This is a genomic window from Microbacterium sp. NPDC056569, from assembly GCF_042793475.1.
GTDB lineage: Bacteria > Actinomycetota > Actinomycetes > Actinomycetales > Microbacteriaceae > Microbacterium.
This window is the reverse complement of record NZ_JBHTUV010000003.1, coordinates 94,686-114,306: the sequence shown is the minus strand read 5'-3', so window position 1 is coordinate 114,306 and position 19,621 is coordinate 94,686. Positions and strand designations below refer to the sequence as shown.

At 70.6% G+C, this 19,621-nt stretch carries 15 protein-coding genes; 6 read left to right on the top strand and 9 right to left on the bottom strand.

Features of this window, described 5'->3' with window-relative positions; genetic code table 11:
* Positions 1-112 precede the first annotated feature (112 nt).
* Positions 113-7,180, top strand: a complete 7,068-nt coding sequence (locus ACFQ7C_RS04815; RefSeq protein ID WP_378898384.1) for a DUF5979 domain-containing protein — start codon at positions 113-115, stop codon at positions 7,178-7,180.
* Between the two features lie 57 nt (positions 7,181-7,237).
* On the opposite strand, the gene ACFQ7C_RS04810 is transcribed toward ACFQ7C_RS04815, so the two are convergent.
* Entirely contained in the window at positions 7,238-7,972 is a 735-nt protein-coding gene (locus tag ACFQ7C_RS04810) for a Pr6Pr family membrane protein (protein WP_378898383.1), read from the bottom strand.
* Positions 7,973-8,226: 254 nt separating this feature from the next.
* Positions 8,227-8,985 carry a Pr6Pr family membrane protein gene (locus ACFQ7C_RS04805; RefSeq protein WP_378898382.1) on the bottom strand — a complete coding sequence of 253 codons (759 nt, stop codon included), beginning with the start codon at positions 8,983-8,985 and terminating at the stop codon, positions 8,227-8,229.
* Between the two features lie 139 nt (positions 8,986-9,124).
* Between ACFQ7C_RS04805 and ACFQ7C_RS04800 the strand changes: the two genes are divergently transcribed.
* Complete coding sequence (locus ACFQ7C_RS04800; protein ID WP_378898381.1) at positions 9,125-10,447, top strand: M20/M25/M40 family metallo-hydrolase; 1,323 nt, start codon at positions 9,125-9,127, stop codon at positions 10,445-10,447.
* A gap of 6 nt (positions 10,448-10,453) precedes the next feature.
* Here the strand turns inward: ACFQ7C_RS04800 and ACFQ7C_RS04795 are convergent, their stop codons facing one another.
* The 5 genes from ACFQ7C_RS04795 to ACFQ7C_RS04775 form a co-directional block, all read right to left on the bottom strand.
* Positions 10,454-10,846 carry a rhodanese-like domain-containing protein gene (locus ACFQ7C_RS04795; protein WP_378898380.1) on the bottom strand — a complete coding sequence of 131 codons (393 nt, stop codon included), beginning with the start codon at positions 10,844-10,846 and terminating at the stop codon, positions 10,454-10,456.
* A 183-nt stretch (positions 10,847-11,029) separates the two neighbouring features.
* A complete protein-coding gene (locus ACFQ7C_RS04790) occupies positions 11,030-11,530 on the bottom strand; it encodes a hypothetical protein (protein ID WP_378898379.1) in 501 nt (166 codons plus the stop codon).
* 17 nt (positions 11,531-11,547) lie between these two features.
* Positions 11,548-11,820, bottom strand: a complete 273-nt coding sequence (locus tag ACFQ7C_RS04785; protein WP_378898378.1) for an HNH endonuclease signature motif containing protein — start codon at positions 11,818-11,820, stop codon at positions 11,548-11,550.
* 20 nt (positions 11,821-11,840) lie between these two features.
* Positions 11,841-12,695 carry a DUF222 domain-containing protein gene (locus tag ACFQ7C_RS04780; RefSeq protein WP_378898377.1) on the bottom strand — a complete coding sequence of 285 codons (855 nt, stop codon included), beginning with the start codon at positions 12,693-12,695 and terminating at the stop codon, positions 11,841-11,843.
* 13 nt (positions 12,696-12,708) lie between these two features.
* Entirely contained in the window at positions 12,709-13,443 is a 735-nt protein-coding gene (locus ACFQ7C_RS04775; protein WP_378898376.1) for a nitroreductase family deazaflavin-dependent oxidoreductase, read from the bottom strand.
* Positions 13,444-13,505: 62 nt separating this feature from the next.
* Here ACFQ7C_RS04775 and ACFQ7C_RS04770 point away from each other — a divergent pair, with 62 nt between their 5' ends.
* Positions 13,506-13,949, top strand: coding sequence for an SRPBCC family protein (locus tag ACFQ7C_RS04770; RefSeq protein WP_378898375.1), 444 nt, complete (start codon positions 13,506-13,508; stop codon positions 13,947-13,949).
* Between the two features lie 101 nt (positions 13,950-14,050).
* On the opposite strand, the gene ACFQ7C_RS04765 is transcribed toward ACFQ7C_RS04770, so the two are convergent.
* Together ACFQ7C_RS04765 and ACFQ7C_RS04760 are read right to left on the bottom strand one after the other, a co-directional pair.
* Positions 14,051-15,364: an LLM class flavin-dependent oxidoreductase gene (locus ACFQ7C_RS04765; RefSeq protein ID WP_378898374.1), complete on the bottom strand. Its 1,314-nt coding sequence runs from the start codon at positions 15,362-15,364 to the stop codon at positions 14,051-14,053.
* Positions 15,361-16,419: an LLM class flavin-dependent oxidoreductase gene (locus ACFQ7C_RS04760; RefSeq protein ID WP_378898373.1), complete on the bottom strand. Its 1,059-nt coding sequence runs from the start codon at positions 16,417-16,419 to the stop codon at positions 15,361-15,363. Before ACFQ7C_RS04760 ends, ACFQ7C_RS04765 begins: the two co-directional genes overlap by 4 nt.
* 197 nt (positions 16,420-16,616) lie before the next feature.
* Between ACFQ7C_RS04760 and ACFQ7C_RS04755 the strand changes: the two genes are divergently transcribed.
* From ACFQ7C_RS04755 to ACFQ7C_RS04745, 3 genes are read left to right on the top strand one after another with little or no spacing between them, the layout of a single operon-like run.
* A complete protein-coding gene (locus ACFQ7C_RS04755; protein ID WP_378898372.1) occupies positions 16,617-17,693 on the top strand; it encodes an amino acid ABC transporter permease in 1,077 nt (358 codons plus the stop codon).
* 1 nt (position 17,694) lies between these two features.
* A complete protein-coding gene (locus ACFQ7C_RS04750) occupies positions 17,695-18,498 on the top strand; it encodes an amino acid ABC transporter ATP-binding protein (RefSeq protein ID WP_378898371.1) in 804 nt (267 codons plus the stop codon).
* A 50-nt stretch (positions 18,499-18,548) separates the two neighbouring features.
* Positions 18,549-19,541, top strand: a complete 993-nt coding sequence (locus ACFQ7C_RS04745; RefSeq protein WP_378898370.1) for an ABC transporter substrate-binding protein — start codon at positions 18,549-18,551, stop codon at positions 19,539-19,541.
* The last annotated feature ends 80 nt before the right edge of the window (positions 19,542-19,621 follow it).

Sequence of the window (19,621 nt, the reverse complement as noted above, 5' to 3'; positions counted from 1 at the left end):
GTGGCGCCACGGGCGAGAGCCTGGCTAGGCTGACCGCGAGGTAGGAATCCGGTCGTGACTTCGTGAGTGTGACCGGCCCATTCGTAGCAGCGACAGTGGACCGGGGGGTCACTTGTTCTCCAAAGCGCGCTCGCGCATCGCCGCAGCCGTCACGACCCTCGCGGTGGCCGCCGCGACGATGATCGCACCGGCCGCGACGGCCGCTCCGATCCTGCCCGATCCGGCACCCGCCGACATCACAGCCGTCGCGACGCTCGACAAGACCGCATCGGTCACCGAGGTCGCGCCGGGTGAGACCTTCACCTACACGCTGACGGTCGGCTGCTCGGCCATCACCGACCTCGGCTGCCGTGGCGCGGTGCTCACGGACGTCGTGCCGGCGCCGTTCGTCGTGGTGGAGGCGGTGGTCGGCGGCGGCGCCAACACCGCCGCCGAGCCGGTCATCGCCGGCAACACCGTGACGGTGACGTGGACGACCCCGCTCGGCGACGGCACCGTCGGAATCCTCGACAACACGACAGGCATCGTCGAGATCACGGTGCAGCTGCCCGCCGACGCCTCCTACGACGTCAGCGGAACGCCGGTGATCAACGAGGCCACCATCGAGGGCACGAACTTCGCCGACGACGACGCCGTCGCTCCGGTCACCCCCATCGTGCCGCTCGAGCTCGCCACGACGGCGAGCAAGTCGTTCACGCCGACCGAGGCGATCGCCACGCCGGGCGCCGCCGTCTCGGCCGCCCTCGGCGGCACGAACACGTCGAACGCGACCGTCGAGTCGCTGTCGATCCAGGATCCCGTCGACCCCGACGCCGCACCCAATCCCTTCGACGCGCTCGCGTTCGCCGGCTTCGGCACCGTGACGCCCCCGACCGGTGCCGATCCCGCCCTCACCACGTACGAGGTGTACGTCGACGGAGCCTGGGTCGAGGCCCCGGGAGGGACGCTTCCCGCGGGCGTCACCGCCGACGAGGTCAAGGGCACGCGCGTGACGTTCCACGGGGCCATTCCTGCGGGCGCCTCGGGCTCCGTCGCCCTGAATCTGACGGTGACGGATGCTGCGGCGTCCGAGCCCGACGGAACGTCGGTGCCGAACGACGTCCTGTCGACCGTCGCGATCGGCGACGAGACCGCCACCGGTGAAGCGGACGCGCAGTTCACCCTGCGCCAGAACACGGTGACCGTCGCCGCCAGCAAGTCCTTCGATCCCGACCTCGTGATCGCGGGCGAGCCGACGACCGTCACGATCGGCGGACGCAACGCCTCGACCATCCCGATCGACACCCTGACCATCACCGAGCCCGCGACCGGCTCCTTCCCGGCGGCCTACACGTTCGGCGGCTTCACCGGACCCGTGGCCTGGCCCGCCGGCGCGACGTCGGGTGAGATCGTCTACACCCTCGCCGGCGGGGGGACGGTGACCGTGCCCTTCGCGGACGGCACGGTTCCCGCGCTCCCGGACGGCGTGGACGCCGCCGACATCACGTCGTTCCAGGTCGTGTTCACCGGCGACATCGTGCCCGGAGGGGAGACCGAGATCCCCTTCACGGTCGACACCGATCCCGACCTGACCGGGCTGCCCCTCACCGTGCCGAACGTGGTCGGCGTCGAGGGCGAGAACGCCGGGACCACCGGCACGGCGGAGGCGACCGACGACCTCTACATCTACGACGAGGTCATCGAGCCGTACATCTCGAAGCAGGTCCGGCCGACGCCCATCCTCGCCGTGCCCGGCGAGGTCGTCACCGTCACGCTCAACGGCGGTCTGACCGAGCGCCCCTCGCCGCCGGACAACCCGACCGGCACGACCGGCCGCACGCAGCAGGTCGTGATCCAGGACCCGGAGGACCCCGTCGAGGGCGACGCGTGGTGGAACGCGTTCGACCTGACCGCGATCACGCAGACCCCCGTGCCGGCGGACTCCACCCTCACGATCGAGTACTACGACACGACGACCGGCGCGTGGGAGACCCTCGCCGGGCCGATCGACGGGCCGACGATCTACTCGCAGCAGGTGCCGTCCGACATCGGCGACGTCGCAGGCGGGGTGCGGTTCGTCTACGACTACACCGGCGATGCGGGCGGCTTCGCGCCGGGCACCGACTTCGCCCCGAACTTCACGTCGTCGCTGCGGGAGGAGGGCCGCTACACCGAAGAGCCTCCGTTCAGCGACGAGGAGAGCACCTTCGTCCCGAACTGCGCCCAGACGGGCGCATCGAGCGCGAACCCGAGCGTGCCCGACGGGCAGGCCGTGCTGCCGCCCGACGACTGCCCCGTGCTCGAGCTGATCCCGCCCGACCCGGGCAGCGCCGACCTGATCGACAAGTCCTTCGGCACGTCGAGCTCGGGGGGCATCAAGTCGGTCATCGCGCGCTCGGGCGACACCATCCCCTCGACGCTGCGCTGGTCGACGGGCGGCTACTCGAACCTCCAGCGTGTCGAGATCACCGACATCGCCGCGCCTGAGACGACGGCGATCACCGCCTCGCTGTACAACGCGTTCGACCTCACCCGCATCAACGCGATCACGACCGCGACCGATCCCCTCATCGCCTACGACGCCGTGCAGGCCGTGCAGCTCTACAACGGCTCCGTGTGGGTGACCGCGATCAACAACCCCTGCAGCCCGCTGTGCGTGGGACAGTTCCCCGGGATGAACCTCACGACGGCCGAGCGGGCCTCGACCGTGGCGGTGAGGCTCGTCTTCGTCGAGAGCCCTGACCGTGGGGCGGCCTCGGCCGGCGACCCGACGGCGCCGCCGGTGGGTTCGGGCGTCGCCCGCTCTTTCACGAACGACCGGCCCGTGACGCTCGTGTGGCAGGTGCGGGACACGCGCCGCAGCGACGGGACGGCCGTGCTCGGAGACGAGCTCTACAACCTCACCACCGACGGCGTCGTGCGCAACATCGCCAACGCCACCGGATTCCCGGCCGACGGCGAACCGCTCTCGGCGAACGACCAGGACGACGTCATCATCATCGACGTCCCGCTCACGACGACGACGGACAAGAACTGGCAGGGCGGCCCGCTCGCGGTGCCCAACGACCCCAACATCCTTCCCAGTCAGTACCCGCTGAGCCGGATCACCGTGACCACGCGCAACACGACGCCGGCCAAGGTCGACATGATGCAGATCACCGACACCGCCCCCGGCTCGGTGACCGACCGGCGTCAGGACCCGTTCCAGGCGTTCACCTTCAACAACTTCGTGCGGATCGACCTGCCGGCAGGTGCGACCGACACGGTCGTGACGCTGTCGTGCTTCGACGGCGGGCCGGTGGAGCTGACGCGGGCTGAGGCGCTCGCCCTGGAGCCGAACACCATCCCGTGCGACGTCTCCGGCGTGCAGGTGACCTTCACGGGTCGCATCGCGTCGAACGCCGCAGGGGTCGTCGAGTTCGACCTGCGGCTGCGGCCGTTCTGGCAGGGCACGACCGAGCGGGTCTCGGTCGCCGACTCGCCGATCGCCAACACCGCCGAGGGCGTCATCGCGGACGTCGACCCGTTCACCACCTGCCCGCCGCCCGAGGGCGCCCGCTGGGCCTGCGACGACGGCAGCGCGTCGATCGCGCTGGAGGAGCCCACTTTCTCTGTCAGCGCCGGGAAGACGATCTCGCCGAACGCGCAGAAGGAGAACGACTTCTCACCCGTCACGGTGACCCTGACCGGCCAGCCCGGCGGCTCGGCGCGGGCGTACACGATGCTCATGACGGACGACGACCCCACGTTCTGGAACGCGATGGACTTCGTCGGCCCCGACCCGCTGTGGCAGCTGCCGCCGCCCGTGGCGAAGGTGCAGGTCTGCTACCTCGACGGCGGCGACTTCACCGATGCGAACGTGATCGCCGGCGACGTCGGCGGCGACTGGACGTGTATGCCCCGGAACGGCGACCTCTCGGTGGCGGCGGCGATCGCGTTCCTCGAGAACGCCCCCAGCACTCTGCACGGTCTCAGCTTCCAGTTCTGGTCGTCCGCCGAGCTCGGCTGGCTGAACCCGGTCAACCCGATCATCAACGTGCCCTTCTTCGTCGAGCGGCGCACCGATCTGCGCACCGGCGAGCCCACGCCCACGACGCGCAGCGACCAGGTCGCCGCACCGGGCGAGCAGGATGCCGGTGTGTTCTTCGACACCGTGACGGTCGAGGGCCTCTCCGCCCAGATCGGGGTCGGGCAGCGGCTCACCGACGAGGAGACGGCCGAGGCGGAGTACCGCAACCTGCACCTCGAGGCATCCGTCAACGTCGTGAAGTCGCCTACCGGCGATGTGCGGCCGGGCGTCGAGATCCCCTTCACGCTCGCCTACACGAACACGGGCGAGCGGGCGCTCACCGACATCGTCTTCACCGACGAGCTGCCGCTCACCGCGGGCGGTGAGCCGCAGCTGATCTTCAACCCCGACCGCGATCCGAGCGTGCCGCCGTGGTCGTTCGCGCTCGCCGGCGCGGCCCCCACGCCGCCGAACGGGGATCCGCTCCCGACCGACCCCGACGACGTCGACGTGCAGGACCTCGGCACGAGCATCGTCTTCACGATGCCCGAAGGGTCGGTGCTCGAGCCCGGACAGACCTACACGATCACGCTGCGCATGATGCTGCGCCCCGGTCTCACACCCAACGACTCCGTCACCAACACGGCGACGATCGACGTCGGCGAGCCGCTCGACGAGTGCGTGCCGAGCTACGACGAGGCCACCGGACTGTGCGCCGACACGGCGACGGTGCGGCCGCTGGCCGTCCCCGCCCTGAGCACCGTGAAATCCGTGCGGGCCGACAACCCGCCCAACTTGCCGGGCATCGACAACGTGCGCAGCGACGACGCCAACTTCACCTGCGAGGGTACCGCCGTCGACGGGTTCTACAGGTACCCGTGCGTGCCGCTGACGCTCCCCGGAGATACCGAGACGTGGCGCCTGCACGTCACGAACGCGGGCACCGTGCCGATCTCGAAGCTCGTCTCGATCGACAACCTGCCGACCCCGGGCGACCAGGGCCTCATCGTCGTCATCCCGCGTGGCAGCGAATGGCAGCCGACGTACGCCGGCGACGCCGAGCTGATCGTCGACTCGACGACGCCGGCCAACGCAGACATCTCGCTGTTCTACTCGACTGCTTCCGTCCCGTGCACCGCCGACCTCAACCCGGTCGGAACCCCGTGCGCGCCAGGTGCCTGGCTCCCGCTGGACGACACCGTCGACCCGGCGATCGTGCGCAGCATCAAGGTGACGGTCGACTTCCCCGGCGAGGAGAAGTTCGAGCCGGGCGACTCGCTCACGCTCCAGTTCAAGACGCGGACGACCCCGGACCGGCAGGTCGTGAAGGACCAGCCGACGGCGTACAACACGATCTCGACCGGTGGCGCCGCGCTGAGTGGTGACGCAACCGTCCTCGTGCCGGCCACCGAAGGGCGCCGCGTCGGCGTCGCGTACCCGACCGGTTCGATCGCGCTCGAGAAGATCGTGTCGGGGCCGGCCGCCGAGTTCGCACCCGACTCGTTCCCGGTGCAGCTCGTCTGCACGATCGACGGAGAGCCGATCGAGGGTCTGCCCGAGGTCGACCTCGTGCCCGGCGCGGATCCGACCGTGATCGACGGCCTGCCGCTCGGCGCCGAGTGCACGGCGACCGAGGGGCAGTGGGGCCAGACCCAGACCGACATCGGCACCGCGACCGTCGCGCTCGACACCGAGGAGATCGGCCTCGTCACGGTCGAGAACATCTACGACGTCGCGTCGCTGCGCATCACCAAGGCGGTGGACACGGATGCCGTCGACAGCCGCGGCAACCCGATCCCCTACGGTCCGTTCACGTTCGAGGTCATGTGCGAGCTCAACGGCCAGCCGGCCTACGCCGACGGCTACGGTCCCGACGTGCCCATGATCGAGGAGATCACCCCGGAGCAGTCGTGGGCGCTCGACGGGCTGCCTGTCAATGCGACGTGCCTCGTCGAGGAGACCGGCGACCTTGACGCCGAAGGCACCACGATGCAGGTCACGGTCGACGGCGAAGCGGCCGAGCCCGTCGAGGGCACCGCCGTGGAGGTCACGATCGTGGAGGACGCCGAGGTGCAGGTGCTGGCGACGAACTCGTTCGGTGTCGGGTCGTTCCGCATCGAGAAGCTGCGCACAGGCGACGCAGCCGCCGACTTCGGCGCCGGGCCCTTCGAGTTCGCGGTGGTCTGCACGCTCGACACGGGCAGCGGCGCTCCCCGCATCGTGTGGGCGGGCTTCCTGACGCTCGACGACGGCAACGGCTACGAGGCACAGGTGGACGATGTGGCCGCGGGGGCGAGCTGCACCGTGCGCGAGACGGAGGACGGCGGTGCGACATCCGTCGAGATCAGGGACTCGCCGTTCACGATCGAGTCGGGCGGCACCGAGGTGGTCACAGCGATCAACACGTTCGACGCGGGGTCGCTCACGGTCACCAAGGTGATCGACGGCGAGGGCGCCGAGCTGTGGGGAGCGGGGCCGTTCACGGTCGTGCTCTCCTGCGTCGACCAGGCGGGCGAGCCGGTGGAGATCCCGGGCGGCGCCGAGCACGTGTTGAGAGCCGACACGGAGCCGGCATACTCCTACACCTGGTCGCCCCTGCTCATCGGCCTCGAGTGCACGCTGACAGAGACCGACACCGGCGGCGCGCACACGACGACCATCACGGATGCCGAGGGCGAGCCGGTCGAGACCATCGAGATCGTCGACGGCGAGACCGACATCACCGTGACGAACACGTTCGACGTCGGGCAGATCGAGGTCGTGAAGACCGTGTCGGGCGGCGATGCGTCGCTGCACCGGAACGACACGTTCGAGGTCACCGCGTCGTGCACGTGGGACGGCTCCGGCATCGAGGTGCCCGGCGGCGCGGTGCGTGAGCTCACGACGATGGCGCCGGTCGTCTACGAGGACCTCCCGGTCGGCGCCGAGTGCGTCGTGACCGAGACCTCGACCAGCGGAGCGGATGCCGTCACGTATACGCCGGCGGATCCCGGTGGCGCGAACCGCGCCGTCGTGACGGTCGGCGCAGAGGACGCGGCATCCGTGACGATCGACAACCGCTTCGACAGCCCGCTGCCGGCGACGGGAGCGGATGGTGCGCGCCTGGCGGGTCTCGGCGCGGTCGGTGCGCTCGCGATCCTGGCCGGTGTGTCCGCGATGGTCGTGATGCGCCGCCGCAACCGGAGCGTCTGACGACGACGGGCGGGTGCGTCACGGCACCCGCCCATCTGCGGCCTTCCGGGAAACTGGTCAGATCGCGAGAGTGCTCCGCGCGGCCGGCGCGCCGTGGCGCGTGGCTCGCTTCTCGCGGTACCGGCCGATGAGGATGATGATGGAGCCGATCGCGAGGAACCCGACCAGGATCACCGCGATGTAGGTGAGCGCCGACGAATAGCCGCCCGCGCCGTGCGGGTCGAGGAACGGGTACGGGTACCACCACGGTGTGGTGCCGTCGGGGTTCGCGACGCGCTCGCCGCGGACCATCGTGTACGTCGTCCATGCCAGCGGGTAGCCGACCAGCACAGCGAGCGACCACCACGGCAGCGCCCGCCGGCGCGGGGCCAGCAGCAGGTCGAGCACGAAGTAGATCGGCAGGACCACGTGCAGCACCTCGGCCGCGTACTTGTCGAGCATCGCGATCCCGGCGGAGTCCCCCAGCGCGATGGCCGACGGCAGTCCGCGCAGCAGCGCGTTGTAGACGAGGCCCAGCAGCAGCACGGGTCCCGTGACTGCGGCGAGGGCCAGCGCGATGCCGAACGGCTCGCGCGAGGAGCCCGGGTGCCGCATCGCCCATGACGCGGCCGCGAACAGTGCGACGATGCTCAGCAGCGTCGACACGATCGTGAACAGGCTGAAGTAGTTCGCCAGCACATCGCCGAGGCCGTGGCCCTGGCGCGCTGCGCGGTCTACGTTGACGATGAATCCCGCGACCACCCCGGAGATCCCGGTGAGTGCCGCGGCGATCCGAAACCATGCCCAGTGCATGTCCTACCCCTTTCGACATCACGCGATTGCGTGTCGCTTTCTGCCCCGAGCACAGATGTACTCCCGTGGATACCGAGGGGTGGCAAACATTTGTGCCGGCGATGGGTGGAAAACGCGCGCCCGTTCCCGCGTGTTGTCAGGAAGCTACAACGTGTCCACCGTTTGGTGGACAACGTCGACAAAAGCCGCGGAACTCCGGGCGTGTCCGCCGTTCGGGGGACACGATCCGCCCCCTGCGAAGGGCTGATTCGGCGTCAGTCCGACGCCACGGATGCCGGGAGGGATGCCGTCGCTCCGCCGTCATCGGACGCTCCGGCGGCGGCCGCACCTCGCCGCCGGCCCCACCACACGACGAAGGCTCCCACGGCGACGATCGCCGCCGCGATCCCGATGACATAGAGGATGACCGAGGGCCATCCGCCGGGGTTGTTCGGATTGAGGAACGGGTACGGGTACCAGAACGGGTCGCCGCTGACCGGGTTGGTGATGAGGGGACCGCGGATCATCGTGTAGATCACCCAGACGATCGGGAATGCGACCACGACCCACAGGCTCCGCCAAGGCAGAGCGCGGCGGAGCGGCCCGACGAAGACGTCGACGAGCAGGAAGATCGGGCCGATCAGGTGCAGCACCTCGTTCGACCACGGGATGGGCGCACTGCCCTGCGGCAACTCGATGCCACGCAGCAGGGTGTTGTAGACGATGCCCGTGATGATCATGTACGTGCTGACGCACGCCAGGGCGACCGCGAGACCGGTGGGCTCAGCATCCGCCCGCCGTCCCTTGACGAGGTACCAGACCGCGATCCAGGCCAGCACGATCGCCGCGGCGGCGTTCGAGAGGATCGTGAAGAAGCTGAAGAAGTTCGCGATCGTCGTCGGCACGTCGCGGCCGAGTTCGACAGCCGTGCCGGTGGATTTCGCCAGCTGGGCCGAGATCGCTGCGACGGTGACGGCCGCCATCGCGAGTCGCAGCACCGACCACACCGTCGCCCATCCCCGTGTGCGCGTCATGCGCTCACCATATCGACAGGCGTGTGTCGCCGGGCGTCGGGGTGTGACTCCGCGTGGCGCGGGTCGGGCGCCGGCGTGGCGACTCCGGCTAGCGTCGGCCACGGCGGAGGGACCGCCGTGCCCGAACGAGGAGGACGCCGTGCCGACGCTGCTGGAGGACGAGGCGCTGCAGTTCGTGTGCGATCTCATCCGGATCGACACCGTCAACACCGGCGTGGCCGCGACCATCGGCGACGGCGAGACCCGCGCCGCCCGCTGGGTGCAGGAGCGACTGGCCGAGGTCGGCATCGCCTCGGAGCTCGTCGAATCGCGTCCCGGGCGCGGGTCGCTCGTCACGCGCATCGCGGGGAGCGATCCCGAAGCCGGAGCTCTGCTCGTGCACGCGCACCTCGACGTCGTGCCGGTCGAGGAGAAGGACTGGACGCATCCTCCGTTCGGCGCCGACATCGAGGACGGCTACCTCTACGGCCGCGGCGCCGTCGACATGAAGAACTACGCGGGCACGATCCTCGCGGTGGCGCGGCACTTCGCCCGCGAGGGGATCGTGCCGCGGCGCGACCTGGTGTTCGCGTTCCTCGCCGACGAGGAGAGCGGCGGCGTGTGGGGGGCCGGGTGGCTGGTCGAGAACCGGCCCGACCTGTTCGCCGGGGTCACGGAGGCGCTGAGCGAAGTGGGCGGCTTCTCGGTGCCGCTGGCCGCGGACCCCGGCGACGACCGCCGGGCGTACCTCGTGGCGACGAGCGAGAAGGGCGTCGCGTGGTCGACGCTGCGGGCCCGCGGCCACGCCGCGCATGGCTCGCGGCCCACCGCCGACAACAGCGTGGTGCGTCTCGCGCGGGCCGTCGCCGCGGTCGGCGAGCACCGCTTCCCGGTGGTGCGCACGCCCGCGCTGCAGCGCTTCCTCGACGTGTTCGGCGAGGCGCGGGGTCTGTCGTTCACCGACGAGTCGCTCGCCGACGACCTCGACAGCCTCGGGTTCGTCTCGTCGCTCGTCGGCGCGACGACGCGCAACACCGCGACCCCGACGGTGCTCGACGCCGGCGACAAGACGAACATCATCCCCGCCGAGGCCGCGGCGCGGCTCGACATCCGCATCCTCCCCGGTCAGGACGACGCGTTGCGCGAGGGCCTGCGCGAGCTCGTGGGGGAGGACATCGACATCCGCGAAGGCCGCTGGTGGTCGGCGACGGAGGCGCCCGTCGACGCGCCGATCATCGAGGTCCTCCAAGGCGCGATCTCGGTCGACGACCCGGAGGGTGTCGTCGTGCCGTACCTCCTGCCGGCTAGCACCGACAACAAGCACTTCGCCAAGCTCGGCATCCACGGCTACGGGTTCGTTCCGCTGCGTGTACCGCGAGACTTCGATGTGTTCGCGCAGTTCCACGCCGCCGACGAGCGCATCCCCGTCGACGCGCTCCACTTCTCGGCGCGCGTGACCGAGCGGATTCTCCGTACCGCCTGAGCGCTGCTAGGGAGTGGGCTCCACCTCGGCGGTCGGGGCGCCCGATTCCTTCCACGCCGGGAAGCCGCCGTCGACGTGGGCGACGTTCGTGAACCCCTTCGCGCGGAGCTGCTCCGCGACGGGGCCGGAGCCGTTGATCGTGCCGCACACGATGACGATGTCCTGGTCCCAGTCGGTGATCTCGGCGAACTTCTCGGGCGAGTCGATGAGGAACTGCGCGTCGAGGTTGTTCCGGTCGCCGCGGATGGAGCCGGGGATCACGCCGTCGCGCGCCCGGCCGGCGTCGCTGCGCACGTCGACGACGAGCGCGCCCGCCGCGGCGCGCCCGGCGGCTTCTTCGGCAGTGATGAGCGGTGCGTCGAAGGTGGGCTCGGCCGCGGTGTCGGTGGTGTCGGTCATGGCGGGTGATCCTTTCGGACGGACGATGTCGGACGCGGGGCTCTCGCGCGGACGGATGCCGCGCGGACGGATGCCGTGCCTCGGCGTCACGCTACGTCCGGGGCATGCGGCACCGGGAATCGATTCGTCACATGGCGCCACGGTGGTTCACACCGGGACGTACGTGAGCCAGGCGGGAGCGGGTCACTTGCCGTTGAAGCGCTCGGCCTGCATCCGCGCGGCGGCCGCCGCGGCGTCCTCGTCCCAGGCTCTCGGACGTGCACCCTGGAGGGCGCGGCTGAGCGGCACCCAGCCGACCCATCGCAGCGGCTCCCATCCGGTTGCCGGGGTCAGCGCCTCGAGGGCACGATGCTCGTCCACGCGCACGCGATCCCAGGCGTGCACGACGCGGCCGTCGCCGAGGCTCAGTCCGACGTGGCCCCAGTCGCGGCGCTCGCCGAACAGCTCGCCGACGCTCGCGTAGAACACGAGAGCGTCGGCCGGCGGTGCGCCGGTGTTCGCGCCCGCGCCGTAGAGACGCGCGGACTCCGCCGCATCGTCGCCGCCGAACAGCTCCAGGTCGTTCGAGCGCTCGATCGCATCCTCCACGAACGCGAGGCAGCGCGTCGCGTACGCGGTCGAACCTTCGTACCCGAGCGCCCAGGCCACCGCGTTCGCACCGCACGTCCGCACGTCGAAACTCATCGACAGCAGGCTAGCGATCAGAACGGCGCGTCGCCGTGATCGATGGAGCGGAACACAGGCACGGCGCGCTCCGGCTTGACGAGATACCGGCGACCGGCGGGCGACGTCCACAGGATCGCGCCGCCTGAGCCCGGGACCTGTTCGATCGTCCAGTAGGTGTGATGCCGGACGGTGTGGTGGCCTTCGCAAAGCGGCCCCAGGTTCGTCAGTTCGGTGCTTCCGCCCAGAGCCCAGTCGACGTTGTGGTCGATGTCGCACCGGGAGGCCGGCATCCCGCAGCCGGGCCCCATGCACCGATCCGCCCGCCACTTCACCAGCTTCGCCAGCGCCGGTGGCGGCCGGTACTGATCGCGGCCGACGGAGAGGACCATTCCCGTCTCGGGATGGGTGAGCACCCGCGTCCACCCGGGTGCGCCGCCGGCGAGCCCTCTGGCCAGGGGCAACGGGATCGGCCCGATGCCCTCGACGACCGGCGGGTCGATGCCGCGGCCGCGCGGGAGGCGTCGGTTTCGTGGAGAAGCGCGAGCACCGGGACGGTGACGAACACGGTCGCTCGCACGCCACGCGCCTGCTCGGGCTGCGCCTCGACCGAGCCATCGATGAGGAGGTCGAGCACCACGTCGGCGCGGGCCTGGTCGAGAGTGCGCGTGTCGCCGTCGGCCGCTGTGATGGCCTTCGCCATCGCGGTGGCCCGTGCCTGTGCGGCGGTGATCGCGACCATGGGGGCGTACAGATGCAGCCAACCCATCCCGTCGTCGTCGGGCTCGGCCGCGATCCGGCGCTTCGTCACGGCGCGCTCGTAGCGTTCGGTGAGCGTCGCGGATCGGACGGTGTCGATGAGGGTACGGAGCTTGCGGCGGAACGTCCCCACCGGCTCTGCTTCGGCCAGCGCGAGGCCCGGCTCGATCACCTGGCCGCGGAACTCGGGTTCGAGTTCGTTCAGCGCCCCGACCAGGATCTCGGCGTGCCGCTCCGTCACCCGCGCCCGCTCCATCGACGTCAGCACTGCGGGATACGAGTGCACCAGAGCCTCCGCGAAGCCCAGCAGATCGCCCGCCGCATGCTCGGTGATGCGCAGTGCGGCCGCGAGCTCGAGCCGCACGCCTCGCTCCACGACCTCGGTCAGCACCCGGCCGTGGCAGGTCGCATCGCGCAGCGCCCACATGACGCAGGATCGCTCAAAAATCTGACCCTGGTGACCGTCTCAGCACGATCGCCGCCGGCATCCGCGCCACGATCGCGCGGAACATCGGCTTCGCGAGATCTGCCGCCTCCGCCGGCTCGATGATGCGGGGCGACGAGGTCGACTGGATCGCACCCGACCAGGTGACGTCGGCCGATCCCGCCGCGATGACGTTGCGCGCCCAGTTCGTGTTCCGGCCCCACGGCAGGCCGATCAGCACCAGCGCCGGATCCACGGAGGGCACGATCGCGACCGGAGTGGTGTACTCGGTGCCGCTCTTGCGCCCACGATGGTGCAGCACCGCCCACAGCGGGAACCAGCGGCGTCCGGCGAGGGCAGTCGCGATCGGCTCGGTCGCCTTCACGAGGAGGCGAGGCGGACCCGAGACCCCGTCTCCCACGCGCCTGGGGGCCAGTCCTCGCAGCCCGCTGCCACCCGCCAGCACGTCGCCGAAGTGATACGAGATCGTCACGGCCATCGCGACCGCCCCGGCGGCGGCGCCCACGGCTTCGCTCCGGGAGCGGATGCCTCGTCGAAGGAGCAGCGCACCCGCGATCGCGTTGGCCGCACTCCAGGCCACATTCACCCGCGGCGGCGACAGCCCCACTCCGGGAGGGTCGCCGAACGGACTCGGAAACCGACGCCCCTGCACACCGCTCACCCCGTGCGGCACGGCGTTGACGAGCAGCGCAGCACCCACAGCGCTCCTGACGACCGACCTGATCGACACGGGCCCACACTACGACCGGCCCCGTGGGCGGACCAGAGGCCGCGTGCGAGCAGTATGGAGGCGTGCCCTCGACCTTCACGCTGGTGACCGAGACCGCTCACCCCGCGGCGGCGCTCTTCGACCTCTCGCTGGACATCGACGCGCACGTGGCGTCGATGTCGCAGTCCTCGGAGCGTGCCGTCGCCGGTGTGGCCACGGGCCGGATCGGCCTGGGGGAGACAGTGACCTGGCGAGCCCGCCATTTCGGCATCTGGTGGACCATGACCTCGCGGATCACGGCGCTCGACCGCCCATCACGGTTCGTCGATCAGCAGGTCCGCGGCCCGTTCAAGACCTTCGTCCACGAACACCGCTTCGAGCAGCTCGCCGACGGATCCCGGATGACCGACACCATCACCCTCGCGTCCCCCATCTTCGGGGCCGCCGCCGAGCGGCTGATTCTCGTCCCCTACGTGCGCAGGCTCATCGGCGCCCGGAATGCGCACCTCATCGCGATGCTCGGCTGACTTTGCGCGGCGCCGCCGCGTCGGAAGGGAACGGATGCTGCGGCCCGGGCCTTCGCAATGGCGCGGGTCGCCGCATCCGTTCTCCTGATCCGGGCGAGACGTCAGGCCGCGAGCTCGTCCGCCGCGGCCACTTCCGGCAGCCCGAGGTTCTCCCGCAGCGTCGTTCCCGGGTACTCGGCCGGATAGATCCCGCGCTCCTGCAGCTCGGGGATGAGCCCGTCGACGATGTCGTCGAGCCCTTCCGGCACGAGGTACGGCGAGACGTTGAACCCGTCCACCGCCCCGGCGTCGACGTACTGCCCGATGCGGTCGGCGATCGTGGAGTACCCGCCGACGAAGGTGCGCAGCGACGACCGCTTGATGACGAACTCGCGGATCGAGAGGCCTTCGGCGGCCGCGCTCTCTCGCCACTCGCGGGCCGTCTCGAGCGCGCGCCGACCCTGGAAGAGCGAGCCGCGCTGACCGTCGACCTCGTCGACGACCGGATCGACGTCGGGGAAAGGTCCCTCGGCGTCGTACTCGGACAGGTCGCGGCCCCAGATCGGCTCGAGGAAGCGGATCGCGGTCTGCGGCGAGACCTGGGCCCGCGTGACCCATTCGGCCTTGTCGCGGGCCTCGGCGTCGGTCTCGGCGAGGATGAACTGCGCGCCCGGGAAGAACTTGAGCTCGTCCACCGAGCGACCGTGGGCGGGCAGCCGCCGGCGCACGTCGGCGGCGAATGCCACGGCGTCTTCGAGCCCCGGGTGCCCCGAGAAGATGACGTCGGCACTCGAGGCGGCGAACTCGCGGCCCTCGTCGGAGTCGCCCGCCTGGAACAGCACGGGTCGCCCCTGCGCGCTCGGCGGCAGCGGCGCGGGTCCCTCGAACGACACCAGCGGGTCGCTCACCGACACGGGCGTGCCGATGCCGTCGGCTCCGGCATCCCACAGCCGCTGCGCGGCGGCGACGAACTGCGCGGCCCGGCGGTAGCGATCTGCGTGGTCGAGGTAGCCGCCGCGGCGGAAGTTCGCGCCGGTCCAGGCGTTGTCGGTCGTGACGATGTTCCATCCGGCGCGGCCCTCGCTGAGCAGGTCGAGCGAGTTCAGGCGCTTCGCCAGGTCGTACGGGTCGTTGTATGTGGTGTTCTGCGTCGCGACGAGGCCGATGCGCTCGGTGACGGCGGCGAGGGCCGCGAGCTGCGTCTGCGCGTCGGGTCGGCCGGCGATGTCGAGGTCGTGGATGCGGCCGAAGTGCTCGCGCAGCCGCAGGCCCTCGCCCAGGAAGAAGGCGGAGAACAGCCCCCGCTCGGCGGTCTGCGCGATGCGGCGGAACGACTCGAAGTCGTACTGCGAGCCGCTGCGGTCGCTCGACCAGATCGTGCCGAAGTTGACCCCTTGGAAGAAGACGCCGAACTGGATGCGACGGGACGTGGTCATGCGAACTCCTTCACGGCGGCGGTGGCGTAGCGGCTGACGGGGCGGGTGAGACCGAGTGCGTCGCGGAGGGTCCCTCCGGCGCGCGGCGAACGGAAGCCGATCCGCTCGCGCAGCGCCGGCAGCACCGCGCGGCCGGCCTCTTCGAGATCGACATCGAGTTCCGCGACATGCAGGCGCACACCGTCGACGGATGCTTCGACCTCGGCAAGCAGCGAGACCAGACCGTCCGCGTCACCCGCGTAGCGAAGGCGCCCCACCTCCGGCCAGCTCCCCAGCGCCGACAGCCGCCGGGCCGCGGACACCCCGCGTGTGTCGAGCACGACCTCGACCTCGGCCCAGACGAGCGCCGCGCCTTCCGCACGCGCGCGGGCGGCAGCATCCGTGATCTCCGCCGGATCGGCGCCCGTGACCAGCGCGACATCCGCACCCGCCGTGCCGGCAGGCGCCACGACGACGACCTGCCCCTGCGGGGGTCGGGGCGTGATGAGCGGGCCCTTCACCGAAAACCGTGCGCCCTCGAAGTCGACGTAATGCAGCTTGTCGGCGTCGAGGTAGCGGCCCGTGGCGACGTCCTGGATGACGGCGTCGTCCTCCCACGAGTCCCAGAGCCGGCGGGCGACCTCGATGACGTCGTCGCGCTCGCGGGCGAGCTCGTCGTCGATCAGCGCCTCGCGGCCGAAGGCCGCGGCTTCGCGCGCGGATCCGGAGGCCGAGGCGATCCAGCCCGCTCGCCCGTTCGAGGCCCAGTCGAGGCTCGCGAGCTGCGTCGCGACGTGGAACGGCTCGCTGTAGGCCACGTGCGCGACCGGCACGAGCCCGATGGCCGACGTGAAGGGCGCGACGAACGCGGCGCGCTGCACGGCGTCCAGGCGAGCGCGATCGCCGGCAGGCAGGGGTGAGTCGTCGAAGGTCGTGACGGTGAAGCCGAAGCGCTCGGCGTCCGCGACGCGGGAGGCCAGCAGGCGAGGTGACGGCGCAGCGGAAGCGGAGGATGCCGCGGGATGGGCGCCGTGGGCGTCCAGCTCGACGGCGACAGCGAACGGGGTGTCGGACATGCGAGCCACGGTAGGACTCACCGCCCGCAGCGACCCCGACTGCGTCGCCCGATTCCGGAGTGTGACGCCGCGTTGCACACCGTCACGATCCGTGTCGTCGTGGGGCTTCGGCGGCTGGGGCGTCGGCGCGGCGCGGCCCTACCTTCGGCCTACCGGCGCACCCCCGCAGCCCCCGCGCCCCGACCGAGGAGCCCCTCATGACCGACACACTTCCGCGCCAGGCAGGCGCCGCCGAGGCCTCACCGCCGTCCGCGGCGTCGTCGCGCGTCGACCTGGGCGACCTTCGCGTGGTCCACACCCGGCACTGGTTCCGGTGGTCGATCGGCATCGTCGTGCTGTTCGTCGTCGCCCAGTTCGCGTGGTCGCTGGTGACGAACGAGAACTACGAGTGGGACGTGTTCGCCCACTACTTCCTGTCGGAGCCGGTGCTGCAGGGCGTCGGCATCACGCTGGCGCTCACCGTGATCTCGGCGACCATCGGGTTCTTCCTCGGCACGCTGCTCGCGCTCGCCCGCCTCGCGAAGTCCCCGTTGCTCAACTCCGCCGCCTGGGTCTTCATCTGGTTCTTCCGCTCGGTGCCCCTCGTGGTCCAGATCATCGTCTGGTACAACCTCGGCTACCTGTACCCGACGCTCGGGCTCGGCACCCCGTTCACGACGGACTTCTGGATCGTCGAGTTCCCGACGGTGCAGCTCATCAGCGCCTTCGCGGCGGCGATCCTCGGCCTCAGCCTCAACCAGGCGGCGTACTCGGCGGAGATCATCCGCGGCGGCCTGCTGTCGGTCGACCAGGGTCAGCTCGAGGCGGCCGCGGCACTCGGCATCCCTCCCCGCCGCCGGCTGACGCGCATCATCCTTCCGCAGGCGATGCGCTCGATCGTCCCCAACGCCACCAACGAGGTGATCGGTCTCGTCAAGGGCGCGTCGGTGGTGTTCGTGATCGCGATCCCCGAGGTCTTCTACGCCGTGCAGGTCATCTACAACCGCAACAGCCGCGTGATCCCGCTGCTGCTGGTCGCGGTGGTCTGGTACACGATCATCACCACGATCCTGAGCATCGCGCAGTACTACATCGAGCGGCACTACGCCCGCGGCACGGTGCGCGTGCTGCCGCCGACACCGGTGCAGCGGGCACGCCACTGGATCGCCGTGCAGTGGGCCCGTCTCGGGGACTCGGGTTCCTCTCCACCGCCTCTCGCGGGGACGGATGCTGCGCCCCTGACGACTGCGGCGCAGCAGGGTTCGAGCAACGACGCGAAGTTCGGAGGGCGCTGACATGGCGACAACCGTCATCGACACCGTCGACCAGGCCGCCACGCGCGGGCTCGTCGAGATCCACAACGTGCACAAGAGCTACGGCGGCGTGGAGGTGCTGCGCGGGATCGACCTCACCGTCGAGCCCGGCGAGGTCGTCGCGATCCTCGGGCCGAGCGGCTCGGGCAAGTCGACGCTCCTGCGCACGATCAACCACCTCGAGAGCGTCGACCGCGGCTCGGTCACGGTCGACGGCCAGCTCATCGGCTACGAGCTGCGTCACGGCAAGCTCTACGAGCTGCGCGAGCGCGAAGTGCTGGAGCGCCGCACGCAGATCGGCATCGTGTTCCAGAACTTCAACCTCTTCCCGCACCTGACGGCTCTCGAGAACGTCACCGAGGCGCCCGTCGCCCTCGGCCGGCTCTCGAAGGACGACGCCCGCGAGCTCGCGCTCGGCCTGCTCGACCGAGTGGGGCTCGCCGACAAGGCCGAGCACTACCCCCGGCAGCTGTCGGGCGGCCAGCAGCAGCGCGTGGCGATCGCGCGCGCCCTCGCCCTCAAGCCCAAGGTGATCCTGTTCGACGAGCCGACGAGCGCCCTCGATCCCGAGCTCGTCGGCGAGGTGCTCGACGTCATCCGCGACCTGGCGCAGCTCGGCACGACGCTCGTCATCGTCACGCACGAGGTCGGCTTCGCCCGCGAGGTCGCCGACCGTGTGGTGTTCCTCGACGGCGGCGTGGTCATCGAGCAGGGCCCGCCGTCCGAGGTGCTCGTACGTCCTCAGCACCCCCGCGTCCAGGACTTCCTCGCGAAGGTCCTGGCCTGACCCCGAGATCTCGACATCGAGTCCTCACCCGAGAAGAAGGAAACACAGCAATGGCACTGAGCAAGAAGCAGGGCATCGCGATCGGCGTCGGCGTCGTCGCGGTGGCCGCGATCGTCGGCGGCATCGTCTGGGGCGTGAACCAGAACGCCCCCGCCGAGGCGGCCGCGCCGGACGCGATCGAGGAGTCGGCGAACGTCACCACCGACGACATCCAGTGGGTCCGTCTCGACGAGCCCGTGGCCGAGGCCGTCGAGGCGCTCGAGGCGAGCGGCTTCGAGCCGGTCGAGGCGGGCAAGCTCACCGTGGCGCACTCCGCGTACGTCCCTCCGCTGGGCTACATCCCGGAGGGAGAGACCGACCCGGCGGGCACCGAGCCGAACATCGGCGCGCTGATCGCCGACGCCCTCGGTCTCGAGTACAACCCCGTCGTCGTCGCGTGGGCGGACTGGCCCCTCGGCATCCAGTCGGGCAAGTACGACCTCATCACCTCGAACGTCACCGTGACCGAGGAGCGCAAGGAGCTCTACGACTTCGCGAGCTACCGCGAGGACCTGCTCGGCTTCTACGTGAAGAGCGACAGCGACATCGAGAAGATCGAGGAGGCCGCCGACATCACGGGTCTCAAGATCGCGGTCGGCTCGGGCACGAACCAGGAGCAGGTGCTGCTGGCGTGGAACGAGGAGCTCGAGGCCGCGGGCGAGGAGCCCGCGGAGCTGCAGTACTTCGACGACAATGCCGCGACCGTGCTGGCGCTGCAGTCGGGCCGCATCGACGCGACGTTCGGTCCGAACGCGACGTCGGCCTGGGCCGCCCGCGAGACCGGTGACACCAAGCTCGTCGGCCTCGTGCCCGGCGGCTGGCCGCTGACCGCGAACATCGCCGCGGCGACCGCCAAGGGCAACGGCCTGATCGAGCCGGTGGGCATCGCGCTCAACCACCTCATCGAGAACGGCCAGTACGACGAGGTCCTCGAGATCTGGGACCTCACGTCGGAGCGCGTCGACGAGAGCCTCATCAACCCGCCGGGACTGCCCAAGTCCTGACGCCGCGCGAGCACAGAATCGGAGGTTTCGCACGACACGCCGGGCGGCAGCATCCGTCCCCCGGCGCGTCGCCGAAAACC

Excerpts from the sequence above, each read along its gene's own strand:
- ACFQ7C_RS04780 (WP_378898377.1), bottom strand. The coding sequence starts at position 12,695 with ATGTGGGCGCTGCGCGATGCGACCTGCCACGGCCGGGTGCTGACCGAG.
- ACFQ7C_RS04810 (WP_378898383.1), bottom strand. The coding sequence starts at position 7,972 with ATGCACTGGGCATGGTTTCGGATCGCCGCGGCACTCACCGGGATCTCC.
- ACFQ7C_RS04785 (WP_378898378.1), bottom strand. The coding sequence starts at position 11,820 with ATGGGGCCCGGCTGCGGGATGCCGGCCTCCCGGTGCGACATCGACCAC.
- ACFQ7C_RS04750 (WP_378898371.1), top strand. The coding sequence starts at position 17,695 with ATGGCGACAACCGTCATCGACACCGTCGACCAGGCCGCCACGCGCGGG.
- ACFQ7C_RS04745 (WP_378898370.1), top strand. The coding sequence starts at position 18,549 with ATGGCACTGAGCAAGAAGCAGGGCATCGCGATCGGCGTCGGCGTCGTC.
- ACFQ7C_RS04760 (WP_378898373.1), bottom strand. The coding sequence starts at position 16,419 with ATGTCCGACACCCCGTTCGCTGTCGCCGTCGAGCTGGACGCCCACGGC.
- ACFQ7C_RS04795 (WP_378898380.1), bottom strand. The coding sequence starts at position 10,846 with ATGACCGACACCACCGACACCGCGGCCGAGCCCACCTTCGACGCACCG.
- ACFQ7C_RS04765 (WP_378898374.1), bottom strand. The coding sequence starts at position 15,364 with ATGACCACGTCCCGTCGCATCCAGTTCGGCGTCTTCTTCCAAGGGGTC.
- ACFQ7C_RS04805 (WP_378898382.1), bottom strand. The coding sequence starts at position 8,985 with ATGACGCGCACACGGGGATGGGCGACGGTGTGGTCGGTGCTGCGACTC.
- ACFQ7C_RS04790 (WP_378898379.1), bottom strand. The coding sequence starts at position 11,530 with ATGAGTTTCGACGTGCGGACGTGCGGTGCGAACGCGGTGGCCTGGGCG.
- ACFQ7C_RS04755 (WP_378898372.1), top strand. The coding sequence starts at position 16,617 with ATGACCGACACACTTCCGCGCCAGGCAGGCGCCGCCGAGGCCTCACCG.